General features: G+C 61.6%; 22 protein-coding genes. 7 read left to right on the top strand and 15 right to left on the bottom strand.

The window, feature by feature from the left end; genetic code table 11:
* Positions 1 to 43: 43 nt before the first annotated feature.
* On the top strand, positions 44 to 658 hold the full coding sequence (locus WBQ96_RS07085) for a BA14K family protein (protein WP_336548705.1): 615 nt from the start codon (positions 44 to 46) through the stop codon (positions 656 to 658).
* Positions 659 to 826: 168 nt separating this feature from the next.
* A complete protein-coding gene (locus tag WBQ96_RS07080) occupies positions 827 to 1,120 on the top strand; it encodes a PilZ domain-containing protein (protein ID WP_336548704.1) in 294 nt (97 codons plus the stop codon).
* Positions 1,121 to 1,179: 59 nt separating this feature from the next.
* Here the strand turns inward: WBQ96_RS07080 and ilvC are convergent, their stop codons facing one another.
* From ilvC to WBQ96_RS07065, 3 genes are all read right to left on the bottom strand, one after another.
* Entirely contained in the window at positions 1,180 to 2,199 is a 1,020-nt protein-coding gene (ilvC, locus tag WBQ96_RS07075; RefSeq protein WP_336548702.1) for a ketol-acid reductoisomerase, read from the bottom strand.
* 38 nt (positions 2,200 to 2,237) lie between these two features.
* Entirely contained in the window at positions 2,238 to 2,882 is a 645-nt protein-coding gene (locus tag WBQ96_RS07070; RefSeq protein ID WP_336548701.1) for a TetR/AcrR family transcriptional regulator C-terminal domain-containing protein, read from the bottom strand.
* Positions 2,883 to 2,947: 65 nt separating this feature from the next.
* A complete protein-coding gene (locus WBQ96_RS07065; RefSeq protein ID WP_336548699.1) occupies positions 2,948 to 4,210 on the bottom strand; it encodes an FAD-dependent oxidoreductase in 1,263 nt (420 codons plus the stop codon).
* A 177-nt stretch (positions 4,211 to 4,387) separates the two neighbouring features.
* Between WBQ96_RS07065 and WBQ96_RS07060 the strand changes: the two genes are divergently transcribed.
* Positions 4,388 to 5,446 (top strand): SDR family oxidoreductase, encoded by a 1,059-nt coding sequence (locus WBQ96_RS07060; protein WP_336548697.1) that lies wholly within the window; start codon positions 4,388 to 4,390, stop codon positions 5,444 to 5,446.
* Positions 5,447 to 5,468: 22 nt separating this feature from the next.
* Here the strand turns inward: WBQ96_RS07060 and WBQ96_RS07055 are convergent, their stop codons facing one another.
* Positions 5,469 to 7,391, bottom strand: coding sequence for a potassium transporter Kup (locus tag WBQ96_RS07055; protein WP_336548695.1), 1,923 nt, complete (start codon positions 7,389 to 7,391; stop codon positions 5,469 to 5,471).
* A gap of 96 nt (positions 7,392 to 7,487) precedes the next feature.
* Positions 7,488 to 8,228, bottom strand: coding sequence for a pyridoxine 5'-phosphate synthase (locus WBQ96_RS07050; protein WP_336548693.1), 741 nt, complete (start codon positions 8,226 to 8,228; stop codon positions 7,488 to 7,490).
* 122 nt (positions 8,229 to 8,350) lie between these two features.
* Here WBQ96_RS07050 and WBQ96_RS07045 point away from each other — a divergent pair, with 122 nt between their 5' ends.
* Both WBQ96_RS07045 and WBQ96_RS07040 read left to right on the top strand, forming a co-directional pair.
* Complete coding sequence (locus tag WBQ96_RS07045) at positions 8,351 to 8,758, top strand: STAS/SEC14 domain-containing protein (RefSeq protein WP_336548691.1); 408 nt, start codon at positions 8,351 to 8,353, stop codon at positions 8,756 to 8,758.
* Positions 8,759 to 8,829: 71 nt separating this feature from the next.
* Positions 8,830 to 9,702 (top strand): hypothetical protein, encoded by an 873-nt coding sequence (locus tag WBQ96_RS07040; RefSeq protein ID WP_336548688.1) that lies wholly within the window; start codon positions 8,830 to 8,832, stop codon positions 9,700 to 9,702.
* A 9-nt stretch (positions 9,703 to 9,711) separates the two neighbouring features.
* Here the strand turns inward: WBQ96_RS07040 and WBQ96_RS07035 are convergent, their stop codons facing one another.
* Genes WBQ96_RS07035 through nthA form a run of 5 tightly spaced genes read right to left on the bottom strand, consistent with a single transcriptional unit; the run spans position 9,712 to position 13,534 of the window.
* The gene (locus tag WBQ96_RS07035) at positions 9,712 to 10,839 is read right to left on the bottom strand and encodes an ATP-dependent DNA helicase (RefSeq protein WP_336548943.1); all 1,128 of its coding nucleotides are present in this window, start codon (positions 10,837 to 10,839) and stop codon (positions 9,712 to 9,714) included.
* 60 nt (positions 10,840 to 10,899) lie between these two features.
* Entirely contained in the window at positions 10,900 to 11,874 is a 975-nt protein-coding gene (locus WBQ96_RS07030; RefSeq protein ID WP_336548941.1) for a threo-3-hydroxy-L-aspartate ammonia-lyase, read from the bottom strand.
* A gap of 52 nt (positions 11,875 to 11,926) precedes the next feature.
* Positions 11,927 to 12,295, bottom strand: a complete 369-nt coding sequence (locus WBQ96_RS07025; RefSeq protein ID WP_442920802.1) for a nitrile hydratase accessory protein — start codon at positions 12,293 to 12,295, stop codon at positions 11,927 to 11,929.
* Positions 12,264 to 12,923, bottom strand: coding sequence for a nitrile hydratase subunit beta (gene nthB, locus WBQ96_RS07020; RefSeq protein ID WP_336548685.1), 660 nt, complete (start codon positions 12,921 to 12,923; stop codon positions 12,264 to 12,266). The genes WBQ96_RS07025 and nthB overlap by 32 nt, the downstream gene beginning before the upstream one ends.
* On the bottom strand, positions 12,920 to 13,534 hold the full coding sequence (gene nthA / locus WBQ96_RS07015) for a nitrile hydratase subunit alpha (protein WP_336548683.1): 615 nt from the start codon (positions 13,532 to 13,534) through the stop codon (positions 12,920 to 12,922). The genes nthB and nthA overlap by 4 nt, the downstream gene beginning before the upstream one ends.
* A gap of 96 nt (positions 13,535 to 13,630) precedes the next feature.
* Between nthA and WBQ96_RS07010 the strand changes: the two genes are divergently transcribed.
* Both WBQ96_RS07010 and WBQ96_RS07005 read left to right on the top strand, forming a co-directional pair.
* A complete protein-coding gene (locus tag WBQ96_RS07010) occupies positions 13,631 to 14,914 on the top strand; it encodes an SDR family oxidoreductase (RefSeq protein WP_336548681.1) in 1,284 nt (427 codons plus the stop codon).
* 3 nt (positions 14,915 to 14,917) lie between these two features.
* Entirely contained in the window at positions 14,918 to 15,391 is a 474-nt protein-coding gene (locus tag WBQ96_RS07005) for a DUF2269 family protein (protein ID WP_336548680.1), read from the top strand.
* Between the two features lie 3 nt (positions 15,392 to 15,394).
* On the opposite strand, the gene WBQ96_RS07000 is transcribed toward WBQ96_RS07005, so the two are convergent.
* The 5 genes from WBQ96_RS07000 to WBQ96_RS06980 form a co-directional block, all read right to left on the bottom strand.
* Complete coding sequence (locus tag WBQ96_RS07000; protein ID WP_336548678.1) at positions 15,395 to 15,991, bottom strand: LysE family translocator; 597 nt, start codon at positions 15,989 to 15,991, stop codon at positions 15,395 to 15,397.
* A 105-nt stretch (positions 15,992 to 16,096) separates the two neighbouring features.
* Complete coding sequence (gene ilvN, locus WBQ96_RS06995) at positions 16,097 to 16,669, bottom strand: acetolactate synthase small subunit (RefSeq protein ID WP_091914830.1); 573 nt, start codon at positions 16,667 to 16,669, stop codon at positions 16,097 to 16,099.
* A gap of 72 nt (positions 16,670 to 16,741) precedes the next feature.
* Complete coding sequence (locus WBQ96_RS06990; RefSeq protein ID WP_336548675.1) at positions 16,742 to 18,529, bottom strand: acetolactate synthase 3 large subunit; 1,788 nt, start codon at positions 18,527 to 18,529, stop codon at positions 16,742 to 16,744.
* A gap of 254 nt (positions 18,530 to 18,783) precedes the next feature.
* Positions 18,784 to 19,857, bottom strand: a complete 1,074-nt coding sequence (locus WBQ96_RS06985) for a helix-turn-helix transcriptional regulator (RefSeq protein ID WP_336548673.1) — start codon at positions 19,855 to 19,857, stop codon at positions 18,784 to 18,786.
* Positions 19,858 to 20,123: 266 nt separating this feature from the next.
* Positions 20,124 to 21,398 carry a DUF6600 domain-containing protein gene (locus WBQ96_RS06980; RefSeq protein ID WP_336548670.1) on the bottom strand — a complete coding sequence of 425 codons (1,275 nt, stop codon included), beginning with the start codon at positions 21,396 to 21,398 and terminating at the stop codon, positions 20,124 to 20,126.
* Between the last annotated feature and the right edge of the window lie 226 nt (positions 21,399 to 21,624).

Here is a 21,624-nt window from a genome sequence, read left to right as displayed (position 1 = left end):
GTTGGGCAATGGCTTGCAAAAGTTGTTCCTCAGGGAGATTTCGATGAAACCGAACCTTTCGTCATTGGTGCGCTCGGGGCTGATTGCCCTCGGCGTTCTGGCTGGCGTTTCCGCGCCGGCTCTTGCTCTTCCCGCCGCAGCCCCATTGCAGGGCATGGCGCCGGCCACGGACAAAGCTCTGCCGCTCATAAGGGTCGGCAGCGGCGAATGGGAGCCAGGCTGCCCGCCGGGCTCGTCCTGCTTCCGTCGCGGCGGCAGTGGCGGTGGCGTCGTCATCCGTCAGCGCGACCGCGAATACCGGCAGGGCTGGAATCGGCCGGGCAATTGGGAGAGGCCGCGCCGCAACTGGGATCGCCCGCGTTATCGCGACGATCGCTGGCGCTATCGTCACCATCGTCCGCGTCCATACTACGGCGGCTATGGTGGTTACGACGGGTACTATGGCGGCTCCGGTATCTATTTCAATTTCTCCGCTCCGTCCTATCGCTATGCCGAGCCTCAATATCGCTACGTTCAGCCACGCCGCTATCAGCGTGCCCGGCTTTCTCGCGCGCATGTGAACTGGTGCTACAATCGCTACCGGTCTTATCGCGCCTATGACAACACGTTCCAGCCCTATGGCGGGCCACGGCAGCAGTGCTGGTCGCCCTATAGCTAAACAGTTGGTCTCTTCCATTGATTGAGAAACGGCGCTGTCCCCGACGGCGCCGTTTTCACGTCCTCAGCAGGGCATTTAAGCGATGGCTTAAGGATTTCTTGAACGTCGGAACTTATGATTTTGGCTGATCGTCAAATCACACCGCGCAAGCGTTTTGGGGAGCTCTGCGTGACCGAGCCTGAAGATGCCGAGAACAGACGCCAACACCGCCAGCGCGTGCTGAAGGGTGCGTCGATCCTTAGCGGCATCACCAATTCCGAGGTCAAATGCACCATCCGCAACATGCACAAGGACGGCGCGGAGCTCAAAATCTCGATCTATTCGCAGGTTCCCCCGGAGTTCCTGCTTTACGTGCCGGTCGACGGCATCGCCTACAGGTCTGTCGTGCGCTGGCGCAAGGAAGACCGCATCGGCGTCCAGTTCACCGGCACCGAGCCCAAGCCCAGCTGGCACTACGGGTGACGCAAAAAAGCCGGCGGATTGCTCCGCCGGCTTTTCGCTAACCCAGATGTTGGGTCGGATTAGTTCTTCGCCTTGTCGACCAGCTGGTTCTTGGCGATCCATGGCATCATGGCGCGCAGCTTCGAACCGACTTCCTCGATCTGGTGGCTGTCGTTCATGCGGCGGATGCCCTTGAAGCGAGCAGCGCCCGAACGGTATTCCTGCATCCAGTCGGAGGTGAACTTGCCGGTCTGGATGTCCTTCAGCACGCGCTTCATCTCGGCCTTGGTCTCGGCGGTGATGATGCGCGGGCCCGAAACATATTCGCCCCACTCGGCAGTGTTGGAGATCGAGTAGTTCATGTTGGCGATACCGCCTTCATAGATCAGGTCAACGATCAGCTTCACTTCGTGCAGGCACTCGAAATAGGCCATTTCAGGCGCATAGCCACCTTCGACCAGCGTCTCGAAACCGGCGCGGATCAGTTCGACCAGACCACCGCACAGGACGACCTGCTCGCCGAACAGATCGGTTTCGCACTCTTCCTTGAAGTTGGTCTCGATGATGCCCGAACGGCCGCCGCCGACGCCGCAGGCGTAGGACAGGCCGAGGTCGAGCGCGTTGCCCGAGGCGTCCTGATGAACGGCCACGAGGCAAGGCACGCCGCCGCCCTTCTGGTATTCGCCGCGAACAGTGTGGCCCGGGCCCTTCGGCGCGACCATCAGCACGTCGACGGTCTTCTTCGGCTCGATCAGGCCGAAATGCACGTTGAGGCCGTGGGCGAAGGCGATCGCTGCACCGTCGCGGATATTCGGCGCGATCTCGTCGCGGTAGATGTCGGCCTGCAGTTCGTCAGGCGTCGCCATCATCATCAGGTCGGCCCACTTGGCGGCTTCTGCGACGGTCATGACCTTGAGGCCATCTGCCTCGACCTTCTTGGCGGTTGCCGAGCCGGCCTTCAGGGCGACGGCAAGTTCCTTGGCGCCGGAATCCTTGAGGTTGAGCGCATGGGCGCGGCCCTGCGAGCCATAGCCGATGATGGCGACCTTCTTGCCCTTGATCAGATTGAGATCGGCATCACGATCGTAATAAACGCGCATTTTGTCTTCCTTCCCTTCGGGGTGTTTCAGGGGCCGGCTCAGGCCGCCCCGGTTTTTGCTCTGTAGAGAGCGAGAAACTGCCGCGTCGCCTCGGCCGCATCCCGGCCAATCTCCGCGTCAGTCAATTCGAGCCGGTCGCCGAGCAGCAACCGGATTTGCACATCACGGCCAACCAGACCGAAAAAGGTCCGGAACGCCGTTTCGGTGTCGCTGAAGTCGAGCAGGCCCGCATCGCGGCCGGCTTCGAGAAGCGGCTTGAGCCGCTCGCCGATCGCGATGCGCCCATTGTCGAGCACGATGGCGCCGAGATTGTCCTCGCCGGAGCCGGCATGCGAGATCGCGACCCGGTTCAGCGCGATCGAGGTCCTCGACGAAATCACCGAAAGCCAGTTGGCAGCAAAACCCTCAAGGCTGGCGCGCAGCGCTGTCGCGTCGAGATGCTGGCGATCGTAATTGCCGGCCCGCACTTTTGAGGCCTGCCACCGCACTGTCGCGGTCAAAAGCCCGTCGCGGTCGCCGAACCATTTGTAGAGCGTTTCCTTGGAGCAGCTTGCCCGCCGCGCTACGGCGGTCATGGTCAGGCGATCGCCCTCCTCGACCAGAAGGCGCAAAACAGCGTTCAGGACGTCCTTTTGACGTTCCGTCAGCTCTTCGCCATCATTGGTCTCAATGGCCGTTTCCACCAGTCCGCTTCCTGAAATCCTGTTCAACGAAACAAAGCCGTACCGTACGTTACGGTTCGCAAGCCTTATGCCGAAATACTGATATCATGGCAAGCGTCTTTCTTGGCCCAAATGGATTCGGAGATTCCAATAGGCCCGAAAGGGTCGACCACAGTACCCGAAACCATGGCCGCCAGAAGCTTTGGCGCTGGTGGGATGCGTGCCAAAATTGGTACGAGACGATCTCGTACAAGTGGCAAAAGCACGGAATTCGACTGATAGAAGGGCGTGAAGCACATGGACAGGGCCTGGAAAACCCGGACATGCAGGCGGCGCGCCCGCGCATAGGCCTCAAGCGCGGAGGAAACGTCATCCGAGCGCTCGATCGCATAAGCAAGTGCTGCAGCATCGAGAAGAGCCATATTGGCCCCCTGTCCCAGTTGGGGACTGGTCGAATGCGCAGCGTCTCCGATGATTGCGAAACCGCCTCCGACGGGCGGCAGCAGGGTGTGATGCGCGTAGTGGGCGTGGGTGAGCTGGCCAAAATCATGGATCTGGTCGAGATAGGGCTGGCAGTCCGGCCAAAGTGCGGCGACCTGTTCCTTCCACGCGGCAAGGCCCTTCTCCCGCACGCGAGCAACGTCAGCGCTCTCGATGCTCCAGAAAAAGGCAGCCATCTTGCCGCCATCGGGTTCGGCGCGCCCAATCGGCAGCACGCCGATCATCACGCTGGCGCGATCATAACGCTGCAGGAGCGCATGTTCGTCGAAACCTTCCCCGCGCCAGGCGAGCGAAGCCCAAAGCGCTCCATATTTCAGCGGCCTGGCCTCCCGCGGCCTGCTCGCCATTTGCCGGAGCTTCGAACGTGATCCGCTTGCGTCGATGACCAGGTCGAACCTGCCAAGCACCGATCCGTTTGCGCCAGTCAGCGTATGCTTTTCGCCGCCCGCGACGACGGACTCGACGTCTGCTCCGGTATGAATGGCTATGTTTTGGCGCTGCACCGCCTTGTGCAGCACGCCGAACAAAGCTGCGCGATGAACGGCGATACCAAAGCGGTTGCCTGCTGCGACATTGTAGGAGACGTCGAGTACCGTCCGCCCAGACTTTGCATCGGCCCCGTAGAGCCTGTCGATGCGGGCGCCAAGCGCACTTATCTCGGCGAAAAGGCCAAGGTCACTCAATACGGAGAGGCCTGTTGGTTGCAGGATCAATCCAGAACCGATTGGTGCGGGCTTGTCGAAGCGCTCGAAGATGGTCACGCGATGACCAAAGCGCTTCAGATAGAGGGCCGCAGCCAACCCGGCCGGTCCAGCGCCCGCAATCGCGACCTCGAGTGATTTCCGCATGATGCCTTGCTGATGAAGTCAGATCGCCTGATCTGTTGCGGAAATCAAAGGGATTGGCAATGCGTCGCGTTGACCAAAATGGAATTGAAATCACAGATCATTTTCCCGAACAGGGTCTAATTCACAGACGGAATCTCGTCCATATCCAGTGACGCAATACGCACACTGGAGAGAACCATGTCCCCTGCAAGGAAAGTTGCGCTCGTCGTCGGCGCCAAAGGCGTCATTGGCGGCAACCTCATCGATCACCTCATAGAGCTTGGCGATTGGGACATCATTGGGCTTTCGCGGCGTGGCGGGGCGGCGACGGAGCGTCTGCATCACATATCGGTCGATCTTCTGGACAAGGAGGACGCGACGCAAAAGCTCGCCGGGCTGAGTGACGTCACCCACATTTTCTACGCCGCCTATCAGGATCGCCCGACATGGGCCGAACTCGTTGCGCCGAACCTGGCGATGCTGGTCAATGTCGTCGACGCAATCGAACTGGTCGCCCCCAACCTCGCCCATGTCAGCCTGATGCAGGGATACAAGGTCTACGGCGCGCATCTCGGGCCTTTCAAGACGCCGGCACGCGAGACCGACGCCAACCACATGCCGCCCGAGTTCAATATCGACCAGCAGGCGTTTCTTGAGCGACGCCAGCAGGGCAAGTCATGGAACTGGTCAGCGTTGCGCCCGTCCGTCGTCGTCGGCTTTGGGCTTGGCAATCCGATGAACCTCGCAATGGTCATCGCCATCTATGCCGCGATGTCGAAGGAACTTGGCCTGCCGCTGCGCTTTCCTGGCAAGCCGGGTTCCTATGACAGCCTGCTGGAAATGACGGATGCCGGCCTGCTGGCGCGGGCGACCGTCTGGGCAGCCACCGACCCACGGTGCGCCAACCAGGCCTTCAACATCAACAATGGCGACCTGTTCCGCTGGAGCGAGATGTGGCCGAAGATCGCGCGTTTCTTTGACCTCGAAGTCGCGCCACCCTTGCCGATGTCGCTCAACACCATCATGGCCGACAAGGAGCCGCTGTGGGACGCCATGGTGGAGAAGCACGGGCTTGCACCGCATGCCTACCAGGACGTCTCAGCATGGGGCTTCGGCGATTTCGTTTTCTCGTGGGATTACGACTTCTTCGCCGACGGCACCAAGGCGCGACGCCTCGGTTTTCACGAGTTCGTCGACACCGAAGCCATGTTCATGAACGTCTTCGAAGATTTCCGCCGGCGCAGGATCATCCCGTAACCGGAGGCCGACGCCCCTCGCCTCAGACAGCCACCTGCGTGCCGATTTCCACCACGCGGCCGGTCGGTATCTGGAAATATTCGGTCGCATCGGCAGCACTGCGCGCCAGCCCGATGAACAGCCGGTCCTGCCACAACGGCATGCCGGAATTGGGCGACGCCTTCAGCGAGCGCCGCGACAGGAAGAACGACGTTTCCATGATGTCGAACTTCCAGCCCTGCTGGCGGCAGATCACCAGCGCTTTCGGAATGTTCGGGTGCTCCATATAGCCGAAGGTCAGCGACACCCGCATGAACAGGTCGTTGATCTTCTCCATCTTCACCCGCTCGCTTTTGGGCACGAAGGGTTGCGGAGCGGTCACGACTGACAGGATCACATTGTTTTCGTGCAGCACCTTGTAGTGCTTGAGGCTGTGCATCATCGCGGTCGGCGCGCTTTGCGGGTCGCTGGTCAGGAACACTGCCGTTCCAGGCACCAGCCTGGGCTGCTTTTTCGCAAGATTCTCCGCCAGGAAGTCCAGCGGCACCTCGTTCTTGCGTGTCTTTTCAAACAGCATGTTGCTGCCGCGCACCCAGGTAGACATGACCAGGATCACCACGAATGCAACCACGAGCGATGCCCAGCCGCCGTCGAAGACCTTGACGATGTTGGAAACGAAGAAGCCGACATCGATCAGCCCAAACAGCGCCGTCAGTGCAACCGCCAGGCCGAGCGGCCATTTCCAGATACGCTTCATCACCACGAACAGCAGCGTCGTCGTCACCAGCATATTGCCGGTGACGGAAATGCCGTAGGCGGCCGCCAGATCGCTCGATTGCTGGAACCCGACGACCAGCAGCATGACGCAGATCGCCAGAAACGCGTTGACGCGCGGCATGTAGATCTGGCCCAGCTGCGTCTCGGACGTGTGCTGGATTTCGAGGCGCGGCAGCATGTTGAGCTGTACGGCCTGCCGTGTCAGCGAATATGCGCCGGAGATCACCGCCTGGCTGGCAATGACCGTGGCCGCCGTCGCCAGCACCACCATCGGCACCAGCGCCCAACCCGTATTCATCTCGAAGAACGGGTGGCCAATCCTGCCTTCATTGGCCAGAACATAGGCCCCTTGCCCGAAATAATTGAGCAGCAGGCAGGGAAACACGATCCAGAGCCAGGCCAGCACGATCGGCTTGCGGCCAAAATGGCCAAGATCGGCATAAAGTGCCTCGGCGCCCGTCACGGCAAGGAAGATCGCACCGATGGTGACGAAGGACACGCCCGGCGAATCCGCCAGGAAATCAACGATGTAGATGGGGTTCAGGGCGTAGAGGATCGTCGGCGCATCGGCAATATGGATCAGTCCGGAAATGCCGATGGCAACAAACCACAGCAGCGTGATCGGGCCGAACACCGTGGCCACGCGGCCTGTGCCGAAGCGCTGTACGGAAAACAGTATGGCCAGGATCAGCAGCGTCAGCGGCACGACATAGGGGTCGAATGCCGGCGTGACCACCTCCATGCCTTCAACCGCCGAAAGAACCGAGATCGCCGGCGTTATCACCGCGTCGCCGAAGAACAGCGCCGCACCGGCCATGCCAAGGGCAAGCACGATCCTGGAGCGCTTCTTCAGCACAGCTTGCACCAATGCCATCAGAGAGAGCGTTCCGCCCTCGCCCCTGTTGTCGGCCCTGAGCACAAAAATGATGTATTTTATGGTGACGATAATCGTCAGCGCCCAGACGATGAGCGAGAGCACACCCAGAACCGCCTCTTCGGAAGCTACAGGCCCACGGCTGGCGGACGCGACCAGCGCCTCGCGAAACGCATAGATCGGGCTCGTCCCGATATCGCCATAAACGACGCCAAGGGCGCCGAGCATGAGAATACCGGTATTCTGCGAGTGTTCGCTCGCGGGCGCTGCTTGCTGTATGGGTTCTGCCTCAGTACCAAGGTTGGTATGGGCCATGCATGACACTCCGATGAGGCGGCGGTCATCTACTCCTGCTGCAGCGCAATAGCAACAGTCGCACCGCGACAGCTCGCCGCAGCCAGGATTGCGAACCTACCACCCGCAAGCCCTTAGAAAACGCCGCGTCGTCTCGGCCATACCATATTCCAAAGCATCCGCCGTCAAGCCGTGCCCGATCGATACCTCCGCCAGACCAGGAATTCGCTTGGCCAGCGCCGGCAGGTTGGCAACGACCAGATCATGCCCGGCATTCACGGCAAGCCCTGCGGCAATTGCCGCGTCGGCCGTTTTACCGAGCTTTTCCAACTCCCTGCGCGCTTTTCCGGAATCGGAATGGCAACTGCCATAGGGGCCGGTATAGAGCTCGATGCGATCGGCCCCGGTGTCGCGCGCGGCTGAAACCTGCGACGGATCAGGATCGGAAAACAGCGAGACGCGAAATCCGCCCTTCTTCAATCTCTTGACGATCGGTGTCAGAAATGTTGATCGCTCGACGAAGTTCCAGCCGTGATCCGATGTCGCCTGCGCAGGGTCGTCAGGCACCAAAGTCACCTGTTCCGGCTGGTGCTTTTCCACAAGAAGCAGAAAATCCTCGGTCGGATAACCTTCGATATTGAATTCCGCCTGCGGAAACTCGTCGTCTATGAGGGCCCTGATCTCGGGCAGATCGGACAGGCGCGTATGGCGCTCGTCCGGCCGCGGATGCACCGTCAAGCCATGTGCGCCAGCCGCAAGGGCGGCCCGCCCCAGCCCGGTCACGCTCGGCCACGGCAGGTCGCGGCGATTGCGCAGCATGGCGATGGCATTGAGGTTGACGGAGAGTTTTGCGGGCATGTCGGCAGCCTTGTTCCTGAAGAGGGCAGCCGTTCTATAGCCTGTCTTTATGGAACAGACAGCGCACTTTGTGTGTTCCAATCTGACAAGATTGGAATGTTTGAAAGCAGGAGGCTCCACCCATGCTAAATCCATTGGATTCCATGCCGGCGGTTCGGCGCATCGAGACGAACCGGGACAACGCATATGCCTTTGAGATCACCGGGCATATTTCGGCAGCCGATGTCGAGAATTTCTACGGCCTTCTGGAAGGCGCCTACGCCCTGCATGATCGGATCGACCTGCTGGTGAAGATGGTGGACAATGATGGCGTCGACTGGAGCGAGATTTCGCCCGACACCACGTCGGAAGGCCGCGACATTGCCTCCAAGCATATTCGCCGTTGCGCAACGGTCGGGAGATCCAGCGGTGCGCGGTATCTGGAGCGGTTTTTCAAGCCACCCTCCCCGGTCGAAACAAGGCATTTTGATAGCGAAGAAGAAATGGAAGCCTGGGCCTGGCTGAGTGCGTCGCCGACAGATACGGAGTGACGCCAGGCGGACGTTGGGTTAAGCAACGCGGTCACATTCCCGTCACGGCCTCGCGCCACACAGCCGCCATCATGCCGAACATTCGCATCATCGATTCGATCTCCGATCCGGGCTCCCCTTCGCGCCCTAATGAAGACGCCGCCGGCGGCAATGCCAGTTGCGCCTTCGTCATCGACGGCGCGACCGGCCTCGGTGGCAAGAGCATTGTCGGGCTGAACGGTTCCGATGCGGCTTGGCTTGCCCAGTTCGCGAAAGATTCGTTCGAACAGACGGTGCGCAATGGACGCCCGATGAGCGAGATCGTGCACGAATTCAACGCCCGCGCGGCCAATGTCGTGCAGGAAGCGGCAAATGCGCTGCCGATCGAACCGTGGAACCTGCCGATCGCCGGCTTTCAGATGGTACGCGTCGAGGAAGGTGGGGTGGTCACGCATGGGCTTGGCGACTGCCGCCTGTTCCTGCTCGGTGCAGACGGTGCGGAATTCGACACCAGCGCCATCAAGGGCGGCTTTGCCGACGAGCGCGACGGCGCTCGGCTGGCAATCGCCCATACCGGCGGATTTTCCTCGCATCAGGCATTGGCGGACGATCCGGTCGTGCGCGACGAATTGCGCAAACACCGTGCCGCATACAACCAGTCGGACTCAGGCGTCTGGACCTTGGGGACAGAGCCTGCGGCGGCAAAGCATCTGGCTACCGAACCGCTCCCCTTCAGCCTGCCGGCCACCGGGCTTTTGTGCACCGACGGCTTCGCAGCCCTTTGCGATCAATACGGCCGTTATGGCGTCGGCGACTTAGTGAAAGCCGCCCGCGATGCCGGCCTGTCGGCCCTGCTGGAGGAATTGCGCCGGATCGAGCGCGTCGAGGACCCGGACGGCCACAAATTCCCGCGCTTCAAGATGAGCGACGACGCTACTGCAGTCCTGTTCGAAATTGTCGAATGAAGCAGGCGGCTATCGAACGACAGTAAGCCGTTCAGCCGCACGCGTGATCGCCGTATAGAGCCAGCGCTGGCGCGTATCCTTGAAGGCAAAGCTTTCGTCGAACAGCACGATATCGTTCCACTGCGAGCCCTGCGCCTTGTGAACGGTCAGCGCGTAGCCATAGTCGAAATCGTCAAAACGCTTCTTCTGCTGCCAGGGAACATCAGCATCCGGGTCCTCGAAGACCGCCTTCAGCAGCTTGATCTTGGCCACGCCGCGATCGGGATCGTCCTCCTCCGGCGAGACCAGCAGATTGATGCCCGGTTTCACCGTTTCGCGCGACGAGGTCATGACCTTCCACAGCGAACCGTTGAGCAACCCTTTGGACGGGTCGTTGCGCAAGCAGACGAGCTTGTCGCCGGCCTGCGGATAGCTGGCGGTGAAACCTTTCAGCTCGCGCAGGCGGTGGTTGTAGCGCTTGCGCGTGCGGTTGGTGCCGACCAGCACCTGATCGGCCGCCAGCACCAATTCCTGCGTCACCTGTTCCTTGCCGATGACCTGCGCGGTGCCATAGTCGCCGCGCATGAATTCGCGGCCCTCGCGTACGTCGAGTGCCAGCCTGAGGATGGGATTGTCGCGCGCCTGGCGATGGATTTCGGTGAGCAGGAAATCCGGCTCGTGCTCGGTGAAGAAACCACCGCCCGAAATCGGCGGCAACTGGCCGGGATCGCCCAGAACGAGGATCGGCGTGCCGAAGGAAAGCAGGTCGCGGCCCAACTCCTCGTCGACCATCGAGCATTCGTCGATGATGACCAGCTTGGCCTTGGAGATCGGGCTCTGGCGGTTGAGCGAGAAGGTCGGCGACATCGAGGTCTTGCCGGTCGTCTCGTCCGACACCGCTTCCTCGCCTTTCGGGCGGTAGATAAGCGAATGGATGGTGCGGGCATTGGTCGCCCCCTTCGAGCGCAACACCTGTGCCGCCTTGCCGGTGAAGGCGGCGAACTGCACCTGCCCGTCGACATGCTCGGCGAAATAGCGTGCCAGCGTCGTCTTGCCGGTTCCGGCATAGCCGAACAGGCGAAAAACCTGCGGTTTTCCGGTCTTCAGCCAGCGCGCCACCGCCTGCAGCGCATCATCCTGTTGCGGAGAGAATTCCATGATTTCGACAGACAGGATTCGCGCCCGAAGGGCAAGACGCAATCGGCGTTCCGGCTTTGATCACGCTGGCGCGCCGTCGGAAATCAATGCCGCAAACCGGCCGAGATCGACATTGCCGCCACTGATAATGACGCCGACCCGCTTTCCCCTGACCATCTCGGGCGCGTTGCGAGCGGCGGCAAAACCGAGGCAACCGGTGGGTTCGACCACCATCTTCATGCGCTCGGCGAAGAACCGCATGCAGTCGACAAGCTGGGCATCCGAAGCCGTCAATATATCGGCCGCGTCGCGCCGGATAATGTCGAAGGTCAGTTTCCCGAGCGATGGGGTTTGCGCGCCGTCCGCGATGGTCTTCGGTGTCTTGATGCTGACGATGTGCCCGGCCCGGAAAGATTGCTGGCCGTCATTGCCCGCTTCCGGCTCGACGCCGTAGATTTTGCATTGGGGCGACAGTGCCTTCGCCGACAGGGCGCTGCCGGCCAGAAGCCCCCCGCCGCCGAGGCAGACGAACAAAGCATCGAGTTCGCCCGCTTCCTCGAAAAGCTCCTTCGCCGCCGTTCCCTGCCCGGCAATGATATCGGCATGGTCAAAGGGTGGAATCAGCGTCGCCCCGGTCTCTTCCTGCAATCGGCGTCCGATTTCGTCTCGATCCTCGCTGTAGCGGTCATAGGAGACGATCTTGCCGCCATATCCCTTCGTCGCGTCCCGCTTCGAGGCAGGCGCGTCATCCGGCATGATGATGGTGGCGGCGATACCGAGAAGCTTGGCCGACAGCGCAATGGCCTGCGCATGATTGCCGGAGGAAAATGTCAGCACGCCCGCCTTCTTCTGGGCGTCGGTGAAACGCGACAGCGCGTTGAACGCACCGCGGAACTTGAAGGCGCCCATGCGCTGCAGGTTCTCCGCCTTGAAGAACAGTTTCGCACCCAGTTCATCGTCGATCGTGCTGGAGGTGAGCACCGGCGTCCTGTGCGCCTCCCCCTCGATACGGCGAGCGGCGGCGAGAACATCTTCATATGTCGGGAGAGCTTGCACCACGAATGGCCTTTCTACTGGCGAGCGGAGGATTGGTCGAAGGTCGGAACGATCACCCACCGTGCAACGGGTCGTTCTCCAGCGCGATCGGCTTGCCGTGCGGCGTCGCGTGAGCAGCGCGCTGCCAGGCAGCCGCAAGCTGGTCGACATCCCGCGATGGCGCAACGCCTTTTGCGGCAAGCAGCTTTTCCAGGGCGGCCAGCCAATGCGCATAATAATCATGGCCGTCTTCGTCAGCGTCGGGTTGCTTTACCTCCGCCGAGAGCGCTTCGGCCCACTCGCTCCACGAAAACAATCCGCGCTCGTGAAGTGCGACGACCATGGCAAAGGCTTCCGCCTGCCAAGGCGCGGCAAAAACCGGTGCATCGGCGGATAATCCGGGCAACGCCTCACGCCGGTTCAAGATAGCTCTCCCAGGCATCGATGCTGACCGTCAGCATCGGATCAGCGCCCTCGCCCCAGATTTCGCGGCCATCGAAGACGACAGTGTAAACCCATTGCGGGTTCTCACCCTTGCCATGCGCATTGCTGTCGGGAAAGACAAAGCCGTCGCGCACTGCCTCGATGGTGCCAAGCTTACCACGCGCATAGCGTGGCAGCCGCGTATGGCCCTGCGGGTTGAAGTTCTTCGTCCGCACCTTGTCGCCCGCGGCAAAGCGCGGCTCGGTCGGCACCGGTCTGTCGCAAGGCCCGCCCTTGGCCAGCACCGCAGCCGTGTTTTCCGCCGTCAGCACACGCTTCGGCGTGGTACCCTCGCTCAGGGCCTTGCCTTGCGTAAGTTCGTCTGCGGTCACGAAACCATGACGCTCAAGCAGCACCTCCAGCGCCTTCGTCCATATCTCATAGTAGCTCGACGAATAGTAATCCGCCGGGTGAAGGCTTTCGCGCGCATGCCGGCTTTCATCGATGTTCCAATGGCCCATCGCACCGGCGGTCAGCGTCACGCCCAGCGCACGCTTTTCCCATTCGGCATGGAAGAGCTGCTCGTCCTGTTCGGGCGCGACCGGCCCGAACCCCATCTGCCCGCCAAGGTCCTGCGGCCCGTTCATGCGGCTTGCCCGGCAAGCCCGGTGCCGATCATCGAATCCCGCGTCACCAGTTCAGCGAGCTTTTCTTCGCTCCAGCCGTCAGTACCTGCGGGCCGCTCCGGGACCACCAGATAGCGAAGCTCGGCAGTCGAATCCCAGACGCGGATTTTCGTTTCCGCAGACAGAGTTATGCCAAATTCTGCAAGAACGCCGCGCGGATCGATCACCGCCTTGGAGCGATAAGGTGGCGCCTTGTACCAGACCGGCGGCAATCCCAGCACCGACCACGGATAGCAGGAGCAGAGCGTGCAGACGACGAGGTTGTGCGTGTCGGCCGTGTTGAACACCGCCTGCATGTGCTCGCCCTGCCGGCCGGTGAAACCGAGCGAAGCGATCGCGGCCGTCGCATCGCTTTTCAGCCAATCTGCAAAGCTCGGATCGCTCCACGCCTTCGCCACCACTTTCGCTCCGTTGCGCGGGCCGACTTTGGTCTCATAAGTCTCGACGATGACATCGATCGCCGCCGGATCGATCAGGCCCTTCTGGGTCAGGATCGTCTCCAGCGCCCGCACCCGCGCGGCCATCGGGTCAAGTTCGTTATCGTGGTGGTGGTGATCGTGGTCATGTGACATGGGCGAAACCTAAGCCTGACCTGCGCGGTCGGCAAGCGTGTCGCCTTGGGCCAGCCGTTGTTTGTGCGTGACCCGGCCACCGGTTATCGTCGAGCCATGCGGGTCTTGATTCTAGGCGGCAGCGGCTTCATCGGTTCGGCAGTTGCGAAACTGCTGTCGGATCGCGGAAACTCCGTTACCGCTCTTGCCCGCGATGTCTCGCAGCCGAAACGTCGAATGCCGCAGATTGAGTGGATATCGGCCGACATCGCCAGGCTGCTCACCGCGGAAGCCTGGCTACCGCTGCTGGTGGATATCGACGCTGTGGTAAACTGCGCCGGTGCATTACAGGACAGCGCCCGGGACAATGTCGCAGCCGTTCAATATGACGCCATGCGTGCGCTCTATGAGGCTGCGGCCCGCTTGAACATAAAGCTCATCGTTCAGATCTCCGCACGGGCTTACGGCGCTGCTGCCGGCCTTCCTTTCCTGTCCACCAAGCAAGCCGCCGACGAAGCACTGAAAACCTCAGGCATTCCTTTCGTCGTGTTGAAACCGGCCGTAATCATAGGCAGAACCGCATACGGCGGCTCAGCGCTGCTGAGGGCCTTGGCGGCATTTCCGCTCATAACGCCGTTGGTTCACGCAGACGCTCAAATGCAGTTTGCAGCGCTTGACGATGTGACTGCTGCCGTCGCGGATGCCTTGGCTGGCAGGATCGAGCCTGGCAGCGATCTCGATCTTGCCGCGCCGGAAACACTTCCCCTTTCCGAGGCCGTCGCCATCCACCGCCAATGGCTGGGATTGCCTCCGGCACCCTTCATTGCCGTACCCGCATTTGCCGCCCGCGCCGTCGCTTCGGTTGCCGATCTGCTTGGCGGGCTGGGCTGGCGATCACCCCTGCGCTCCACCGCCCTCGATGTGGCTGCCGCCGGGGTGTCAGGGCATTTCGCCTCACCTGACCGGAAGCTGAAATCTCTTTCCGAAACTCTTTCGGACATGCCGGCAGACGTCCAGGAGCTTTGGTTCGCCCGGCTCTATCTGCTCAAGCCGGTCATCTTCGGCACGCTGAGCCTGTTCTGGATAGTGTCCGGCGCGATCGCGCTGCTCCGCTTCGGCGCCTCATCGCAGCATTTGGTGGACGCCGGTGCTTCCCCCGCCTTTGCCTCTGCCCTGACGCTCGTCACCAGTCTCGCCGATATCGCGCTCGGGCTCGGCGTCGTTGTCCGTCGCTATTCCAGCATAGCGCTCAAAGCCATGATCGCCCTCTCGCTGGCCTATCTGGCGGCAGCCACGTTCCTGACGCCGGAGTTATGGCTCGATCCGCTCGGGCCGCTGGTCAAAGTGCTGCCGTCGATCGCGCTTACGCTGGTTGCGCTCGCAATACTGGACGAGCGCTGAACCATGGAAGAGTTTTTGCGCCTCATTCATGTCCTCGGCGCCACTGTCCTGTTCGGCACCGGCGCCGGCATCGCCTTCTTTATGGTCATGGCCCACCGAACGCGCGATCCGGCAATCATCGCCCATGTCGGCGGGACGGTTGTGCTGGCCGATACGATCTTCACCGCAACCGCCGTCATCCTCCAGCCTATTACAGGCGCGTGGCTGGCGCATGAGATCGGCTGGTCGCTCGGTGAAGGCTGGATCGCGCTTTCGCTTGTGTTCTATGTCGTCACAGGGCTGTTCTGGTTGCCGGTCGTCTATATCCAGATACTGATGCGCAATCTGGCGCGGAAGGCAGCGTCCGACGGCACGGAGCTACCCGCACGCTATTTCCGCCTCTACCGGATCTGGTTCGCCTGCGGCTTTCCGGCGTTCTTCAGCGTTCTCGCCATCTTCTGGCTGATGCTGACCAAGCCGGCAATCAACTTGTTCTGACCGCTATTTCAGCATCGGCCACAGTGTCGCCGCCAGCAAAACGCCCATGGCGATGTTGAACCATTTCAGCCGCACCGGATCGGACAGGAAGCCGCGCAGCGCCATGCCGAACCCGGCCCAGGACGAAACGCTCGGCAGATTGACCAGCGCGAAAGCGACCGAAATCAGGACCACCGACAGAAAGGGCGCTGCGGGATTGGTGTAGACGGCCATGGCGGTTATCGCCATCACCCAAGCCTTGGGATTGACCCATTGAAAAGCCGAGGCTTCAATGAAGGTCATCGGCCGCGCCTTCGCCTCGCCGCTCTTGCCCATCGAGCGCGACATGGCGATCTTCCAGGCAAGGTAAAGCAGATAGGCACCGCCTGCGATCTTCAGCACGGTGTGCAGGGCCGGAAAGGCCGTCAACACAGCACCTAGCCCGAAACCGACGCCGAGCAGCAGGGAGAGAAAACCCATGCCGATGCCCAGCATATGCGGAATGGTGCGCACGAAGCCGAAATTCACGCCCGATGCCAGCAGCATGAAATTGTTCGGCCCCGGCGTGATCGAGGTTACGAAGGCATAGACGAGAAGGGCAAGAAAAGCTTCCGAGGACATCGTTCACCGAATATAAGTCAGCAACATTGACCTTCTTAACACGATCCATCTCATCGCATCCGGCCGATCTTTTGGCCCAGCCGAAGCCTTTTGAGGATGGCTTGCTTACATCCCCTGCGGGCCGCGGTTCATCGCCGCCACGCCGGTGCGGCAGACTTCCACCAGTCCGAGCGGCTTCATGATGGCGATGAACTGCTCGATCTTCGACACCTTGCCGGTGATCTCGAAGATGAAATGCTCGGTGTTGGCGTCGATCACATTGGCGCGGAAGGCTTCGGCCAGGCGCAGCGCCTCGACACGGTGGTCACCCGTACCCGCGACCTTGACCAGCGCCAGTTCCCGCTCCATCGGCCGGTCCTGACCCAGTTCGCCCGCCAGCACCGTAAGATCGACCACGCGATGCACCGGCACGATGCGCTCGAGTTGATGCTTGATCTGCTCAAGCACATGGGGCGTGCCCCGCGTCACGATGGTGATGCGCGAAAGATGCTTTTCATGCTCGGTCTCGGAGACCGTAAGGCTCTCGATGTTATAGCCGCGACCCGAAAACAGGCCGATAACCCGGGCAAGAACGCCCGGTTCATTGTCGACCAGCACCGACAGCGTGTGGTTTTCCGGGCGTTCGGTCTCCTTGGCGATGAAATAGGCGGAGCCGGTCGGTTGTAGCTGTGCGTTCATGATTGAATCTCGTTCTCAAAATTCTTGGCTATTGCTTTGTTTCCGCACGGCCTTTGCCGGGCGACGCCCAGATCACACCAGTTCCCTGCCCTTGGCGTCGATGGCGTTGGCGACCGCTTCGTCCGTTGCCTCGTCCGGCAGCAGCATTTCATTATGCGCCTTGCCGGACGGGATCATCGGGAAGCAGTTGGCAAGTGCTGCGACGCGGCAATCGAAGATCACCGGCTTCTTCACCGAGATCATCTCCTTGATCGCGTCATCGAGATCGCCCGGCTTCTCGCAACGAATGCCGTGGCCGCCATAAGCCTCCGCCAGCTTGACGAAGTCCGGCATCGCCTCGGTGTAGGAATGCGACAGGCGGTTGCCGTGCAGCAGCTGCTGCCACTGCCTTACCATGCCCATATACTGGTTGTTCAGGATGAAGATCTTGATCGGCGCCTCATACTGCACCGCCGTGCTCATCTCCTGCATCGTCATCTGCACCGAAGCGTCGCCGGCAATGTCGATGACCAGCGAATCCCGATGCGCGATCTGCACGCCAAGGGCTGCCGGCAGGCCGTAGCCCATCGTGCCGAGCCCGCCCGAGGTCATCCAGTGGTTCGGCTTTTCGAAATGGAAATGCTGCGCCGCCCACATCTGGTGCTGGCCGACCTCGGTGGTAATGTAGGTGTCGAGATGCTTGGTCAGTTCATACAGCCGCTGGATCGCATGTTGCGGCATGATCACGTCGTTGTTCGGCTTGAAGGCCAGGGAATCGCGCGCGCGCCATTTGGCGATCTGCTCCCACCATGGATAGAGCGCCTTCTTGTCGGTCTTGGCGGTCGCCCGCCACAGCCGGACCATATCCTCCAGCACACGGCCGACATCGCCGATGATCGGCACATCGGCCCGCACATTCTTGTTGATCGACGACGGGTCGATGTCGATGTGGATCTTCTTCGAGTTTGGCGAGAACGCATTGAGACGGCCGGTGATGCGGTCGTCGAAGCGCGCGCCGATGCAGATCATGACGTCGCAGTCATGCATCGCCATGTTGGATTCGTAGCTGCCGTGCATGCCGAGCATGCCGAGCCAGTTCTTGCCCGAGGCCGGATAGGCGCCGAGGCCCATCAGCGTCGAGGTGATCGGGAAGCCGGTCAGGTCGACCAGTTCGCGCAGCAAATGGCTCGCCTCGGGGCCTGAATTGATGACGCCGCCGCCGGAATAGATGATCGGCTTCTTGGCCTCCGCCATCAGCGCGACGGCAGCCTTGATCTTCTCGAGATCGCCCTGAACCTTGGGCTGGTAGCTGGTGCGCGGCGCGGTCTGCGGCGGCGTGTAGATGCCCTTGGCGAACTGGACGTCTTTCGGCACGTCGACGACGACCGGGCCGGGCCGGCCGGTGGTCGCGACGTGAAAAGCCTCGTGCAGGATGCGAGCCAGATCGTTGACGTCCTTCACCAGCCAGTTGTGCTTGGTGCAGGGCCGCGTGATGCCGACGGTGTCGCATTCCTGGAAGGCGTCGGTGCCGATCAGCATTGTCGGCGCCTGGCCGGTGATACACACCAGCGGGATCGAATCCGACAGCGCGTCCTGCAGCGGCGTCACCATGTTGGTCGCACCGGGACCGGAGGTGACCAGCACGACGCCGGCCTTGCCCGTCGAGCGGGCATAGCCCTCCGCCGCGTGGCCTGCGCCCTGCTCGTGGCGGACCAGAATGTGCTCGACATCGTCCTGCTGGAACAGCTCGTCGTAAATCGGAAGAACCGCACCGCCGGGATAGCCGAAGAGATGCTTGACGCCATTGTCCTTCAGCGCCTGTACCACCATTTCGGCGCCGCTCATTTCACGCCGTCCGGTCTCGTTCTGTCCGTTGCTCATCGGTCTGGTTCCGTCTCTTCCGCTTTTTGCGTTTGCTGGTCGTATCGGTATTTTTGGCAATAAAAAAGGCCCCCGAGGGAGCCTGTGTCTTGCGCATGGGGGGATTTCGCCCGGCGGTTACACCGCCTTGCCCACGCGCCTTCCTACTACGAGAATGAGTGCTGTCTTCATGGTCGCGAACCATAGTTGCGCTCCGAAAGCGCGTCAACGGGAAAAATACGCTGCGTAAGGAGAATTCGGCAGCGTCAATCTGGTCAGCCGAGCCGGCTGATCAGAACGGCAAGTTCCGCCTGCCGGCGCGTGCCCGTCTTGTCGAAGATGAGTTTCAGCCGCGTGCGGGCGGTCTCGAACGAGACGCCCTCCCCGGTAGCAGCCGCGCGCAGCATTTCTCCCCGCCCGATACGCACGGCAAGACGCACTTCCGCGGCGGTCAGCCCGAAAGCGTCGCGCAGGCTCTCATGCACCGCCGTCGACCGGGGCCTTTCGAGATCGTCGACTGTCATGATCATGCGTGCCAGGCCAAAGAAGTCGCGTGCAGCCCCCGCGATCGGCAGGCAGCGCACGACGAGCGGCCTGCCTGTCGCGCGACGCAGGAACACGCTGCTCGAAGGCTCGTTTGCAAGCCCCGGCCTCTCCCCAGTCCGCGCGATCAACTCCTGCAAACGAACGTCATCGCCGGCCTCGACTGCATGGATATGGCTGTTGCGGACGGTGAGGCGATCGGTCAGCAAAGTCTCAAAAGCCGTCGTGAAGTGAAGAATGCGGCCGGCGGGCGAAAGAAGCACCAATGCCTCGCCGCGCGCACCCAGCGCATCGAGCATATTCGCCGCCTGCTCCAGCTTGGCGCGAAGTGCGAAGGAGCAAGCCGCCGCAACGTTGTCGACAAAATGGTTCATGGTCTTCAATTCGTCGTCTTCGAACGATCCCGCGCGCAATCCACGCTGGACCGTCAGGACGAAGTGAGAACCGGCATGAGAGGCGACGATCGTGCCTGCTTCGGAGGTGATGTCATATCTGGGCGCGAATTCCTGTTCGAACGGCAGACGCGCCCGCTCCTCCGCCGTAAACATCTGCCGCTCGGTGACCAGACCGCGAAAGCCGGCCTGCGTTATCGCCAGACCCCGCATCATGCGTGGATTGTTTTCGTGCCAGCCGCCATCGACATAGTCGCGCAACAGGCCTTCGCTGCCCCGGCTCGCGATCGCGTTGTAGCCGTCCTTGCCGACCAGTTGGCCGAGCGCCAGCGAGGCGTTGCAGGCCGCTGAAATCATCTGCATCGCGTCGGGCCATGTTTCCGGCATCAGAGCGGCCTCATAGACCGCCTTCAATGCCTTATCCGCAACATCCTGCCTCATCGGCGTCCACGGCGGGTCGATGGCGTTGCCGCATGCGCGGCAAACCCGGGATCATTCACCGGAAATGATACTCTCAAGACATTTCCCATGTTCTTGGGCGCGAATGCACCCAACCCAACTCCGTCGCGAACCTATCATTTTCGGCAAATGCCGTCGACAGGAACATGAAAATCAAGCCGGGCTGCGGCCAGACGGAAACCGGACCCGTCAAACGGCGGGTCCGGACATATTTTCGTCGATCAACCGGGACGCTTGCAGCGCGGATCGTGCGGATTGCACTTGGCGACGCGCCTTGCCTGCGCCGGCGCCATTCCATGCCCGGCCATGGCCTGCGCCTGCGCGTGAACCATCGGCCTCTCATGCATCGCCATTGCTTGCTGGTGCTTCGCCGCCTGGCGCGCCTGCTGTTGCGCCGATGCAACCTTGCGCCGCTGCTGCAAGGCGGCGCGGCGCTGGAGAAGCAACTGTTGCGAGGTGACGCCGGCGGTGGTGACGTGTCTATTCACGGCAGCCGGTTTTGACGCCGCCGCGTTCACCACTTTGACCGGATGCTGCGGGGTTTTCAGTACCGAAGGCCCAGCCGGAACGCCGGCAATCGCCGCAGGCTTCGTCGTTGCCGTTGGAACCTTCTTCCTGTTTTGAGCAGAAACCGTTGCGCCAACGGGCTTCTTCGGGCCTGCCGAGGAGTTGGCGGGCTGTTGCGCGGCCGTCGACGAGGCTGGCACGGAAGCGCTGTTCGATTTCGCCAAAACGGGAGGCTGCGCGCCAGGGTTCAACTTGGCCGCCGACGTCTTGATCACCGCACCCTTGGAAGGGTCGAGGTGGGCGGCAGCGATCGAGCCGCTGGACGGCGGCACCACTTTCGCCGCCCGCACCGATTTGACGACAGTGCTCGGCAGTCGGCTGAGCGGCGGTCCGGCATTGACCGGCACGACGGTATTGCCAACGCGAACCGTGCCGGCCCGCCGGTAATTGTTCACCGTTATGTTTTCGTTGATGATTGTCGTATTGCGCACATAGGTGACGTTGTCGCTCACCGGCCTGAGCAGGGGCAGGATTGCCACTGCGCCGATCGCCGCCACCGGCGCAAACGACCACCAGTCATCCTCGACCACGACCGTGGGCGGCGGTGCCGGCACCCAGCCGACATTCTCGTCGCTCTCTCGCCAGACGACCCAGGCCGGCGCCCAGTCGTTGCCGGAGACCCATACCCAGCCCAAATCCCGATCGAACGCCCAGCGCCCGTAGTGGAAGACGACCCAGCCGAAGGGTTCGTCGGACTGCCAGTACCAGCCATCGTCGGTCCAGACCCAGTGGCCGACCGTATAGGGCCTCCATCCGGTCTGCACGGTCGGTACCCACACCTGCCCGAACCGCGACGACATTCGCCACTCGCCGTACCGGGAAAGCCTTTCATGCGTTGAAACCGAGAACGTCGCCGCCTGCACTACCTGGTTGCCAGGCGAGGTCAGCGGAGCGACGGACACTCCAATCAGCGCTCCGATCAGCGCCATGGCGGTCAAGCCGCCTTTTCTACCGAAAATTCGAGACAAAGACGCATGCATGGCGCCCTCCAGGATTTCTGCCGCAAAGCCGTTCGAAGGCATTGAAGCAATGATTTTCGTCCTTCAGCGCCATCGATCCTGGTCCCGGCCTGCGACCGATTTGCGGCTTCTGAAATCACGATAGCGCGAGTTTGATTAACGTCCGTTAACCTATGCTCAACCATGCCCCGACACG

The organism is Mesorhizobium sp. CCNWLY176 (genome assembly GCF_037153935.1).
Classification (GTDB): Bacteria; Pseudomonadota; Alphaproteobacteria; order Rhizobiales; family Rhizobiaceae; genus Mesorhizobium_M; species Mesorhizobium_M zhangyense.
This window is presented reverse-complemented; position numbering and strand designations above follow the sequence as displayed.

Excerpts from the sequence above, each read along its gene's own strand:
- WBQ96_RS07085 (WP_336548705.1), top strand. The coding sequence starts at position 44 with ATGAAACCGAACCTTTCGTCATTGGTGCGCTCGGGGCTGATTGCCCTC.
- ilvC (WP_336548702.1), bottom strand. The coding sequence starts at position 2,199 with ATGCGCGTTTATTACGATCGTGATGCCGATCTCAATCTGATCAAGGGC.
- WBQ96_RS07065 (WP_336548699.1), bottom strand. The coding sequence starts at position 4,210 with ATGCGGAAATCACTCGAGGTCGCGATTGCGGGCGCTGGACCGGCCGGG.
- WBQ96_RS07060 (WP_336548697.1), top strand. The coding sequence starts at position 4,388 with ATGTCCCCTGCAAGGAAAGTTGCGCTCGTCGTCGGCGCCAAAGGCGTC.
- WBQ96_RS07055 (WP_336548695.1), bottom strand. The coding sequence starts at position 7,391 with ATGGCCCATACCAACCTTGGTACTGAGGCAGAACCCATACAGCAAGCA.
- WBQ96_RS07050 (WP_336548693.1), bottom strand. The coding sequence starts at position 8,228 with ATGCCCGCAAAACTCTCCGTCAACCTCAATGCCATCGCCATGCTGCGC.
- WBQ96_RS07045 (WP_336548691.1), top strand. The coding sequence starts at position 8,351 with ATGCTAAATCCATTGGATTCCATGCCGGCGGTTCGGCGCATCGAGACG.
- WBQ96_RS07040 (WP_336548688.1), top strand. The coding sequence starts at position 8,830 with ATGCCGAACATTCGCATCATCGATTCGATCTCCGATCCGGGCTCCCCT.
- WBQ96_RS07035 (WP_336548943.1), bottom strand. The coding sequence starts at position 10,839 with ATGGAATTCTCTCCGCAACAGGATGATGCGCTGCAGGCGGTGGCGCGC.
- WBQ96_RS07025 (WP_442920802.1), bottom strand. The coding sequence starts at position 12,295 with ATGCCTGGGAGAGCTATCTTGAACCGGCGTGAGGCGTTGCCCGGATTA.
- nthB (WP_336548685.1), bottom strand. The coding sequence starts at position 12,923 with ATGAACGGGCCGCAGGACCTTGGCGGGCAGATGGGGTTCGGGCCGGTC.
- nthA (WP_336548683.1), bottom strand. The coding sequence starts at position 13,534 with ATGTCACATGACCACGATCACCACCACCACGATAACGAACTTGACCCG.
- WBQ96_RS07010 (WP_336548681.1), top strand. The coding sequence starts at position 13,631 with ATGCGGGTCTTGATTCTAGGCGGCAGCGGCTTCATCGGTTCGGCAGTT.
- WBQ96_RS07005 (WP_336548680.1), top strand. The coding sequence starts at position 14,918 with ATGGAAGAGTTTTTGCGCCTCATTCATGTCCTCGGCGCCACTGTCCTG.
- WBQ96_RS07000 (WP_336548678.1), bottom strand. The coding sequence starts at position 15,991 with ATGTCCTCGGAAGCTTTTCTTGCCCTTCTCGTCTATGCCTTCGTAACC.
- ilvN (WP_091914830.1), bottom strand. The coding sequence starts at position 16,669 with ATGAACGCACAGCTACAACCGACCGGCTCCGCCTATTTCATCGCCAAG.
- WBQ96_RS06990 (WP_336548675.1), bottom strand. The coding sequence starts at position 18,529 with ATGAGCAACGGACAGAACGAGACCGGACGGCGTGAAATGAGCGGCGCC.
- WBQ96_RS06980 (WP_336548670.1), bottom strand. The coding sequence starts at position 21,398 with ATGGCGCTGATCGGAGCGCTGATTGGAGTGTCCGTCGCTCCGCTGACC.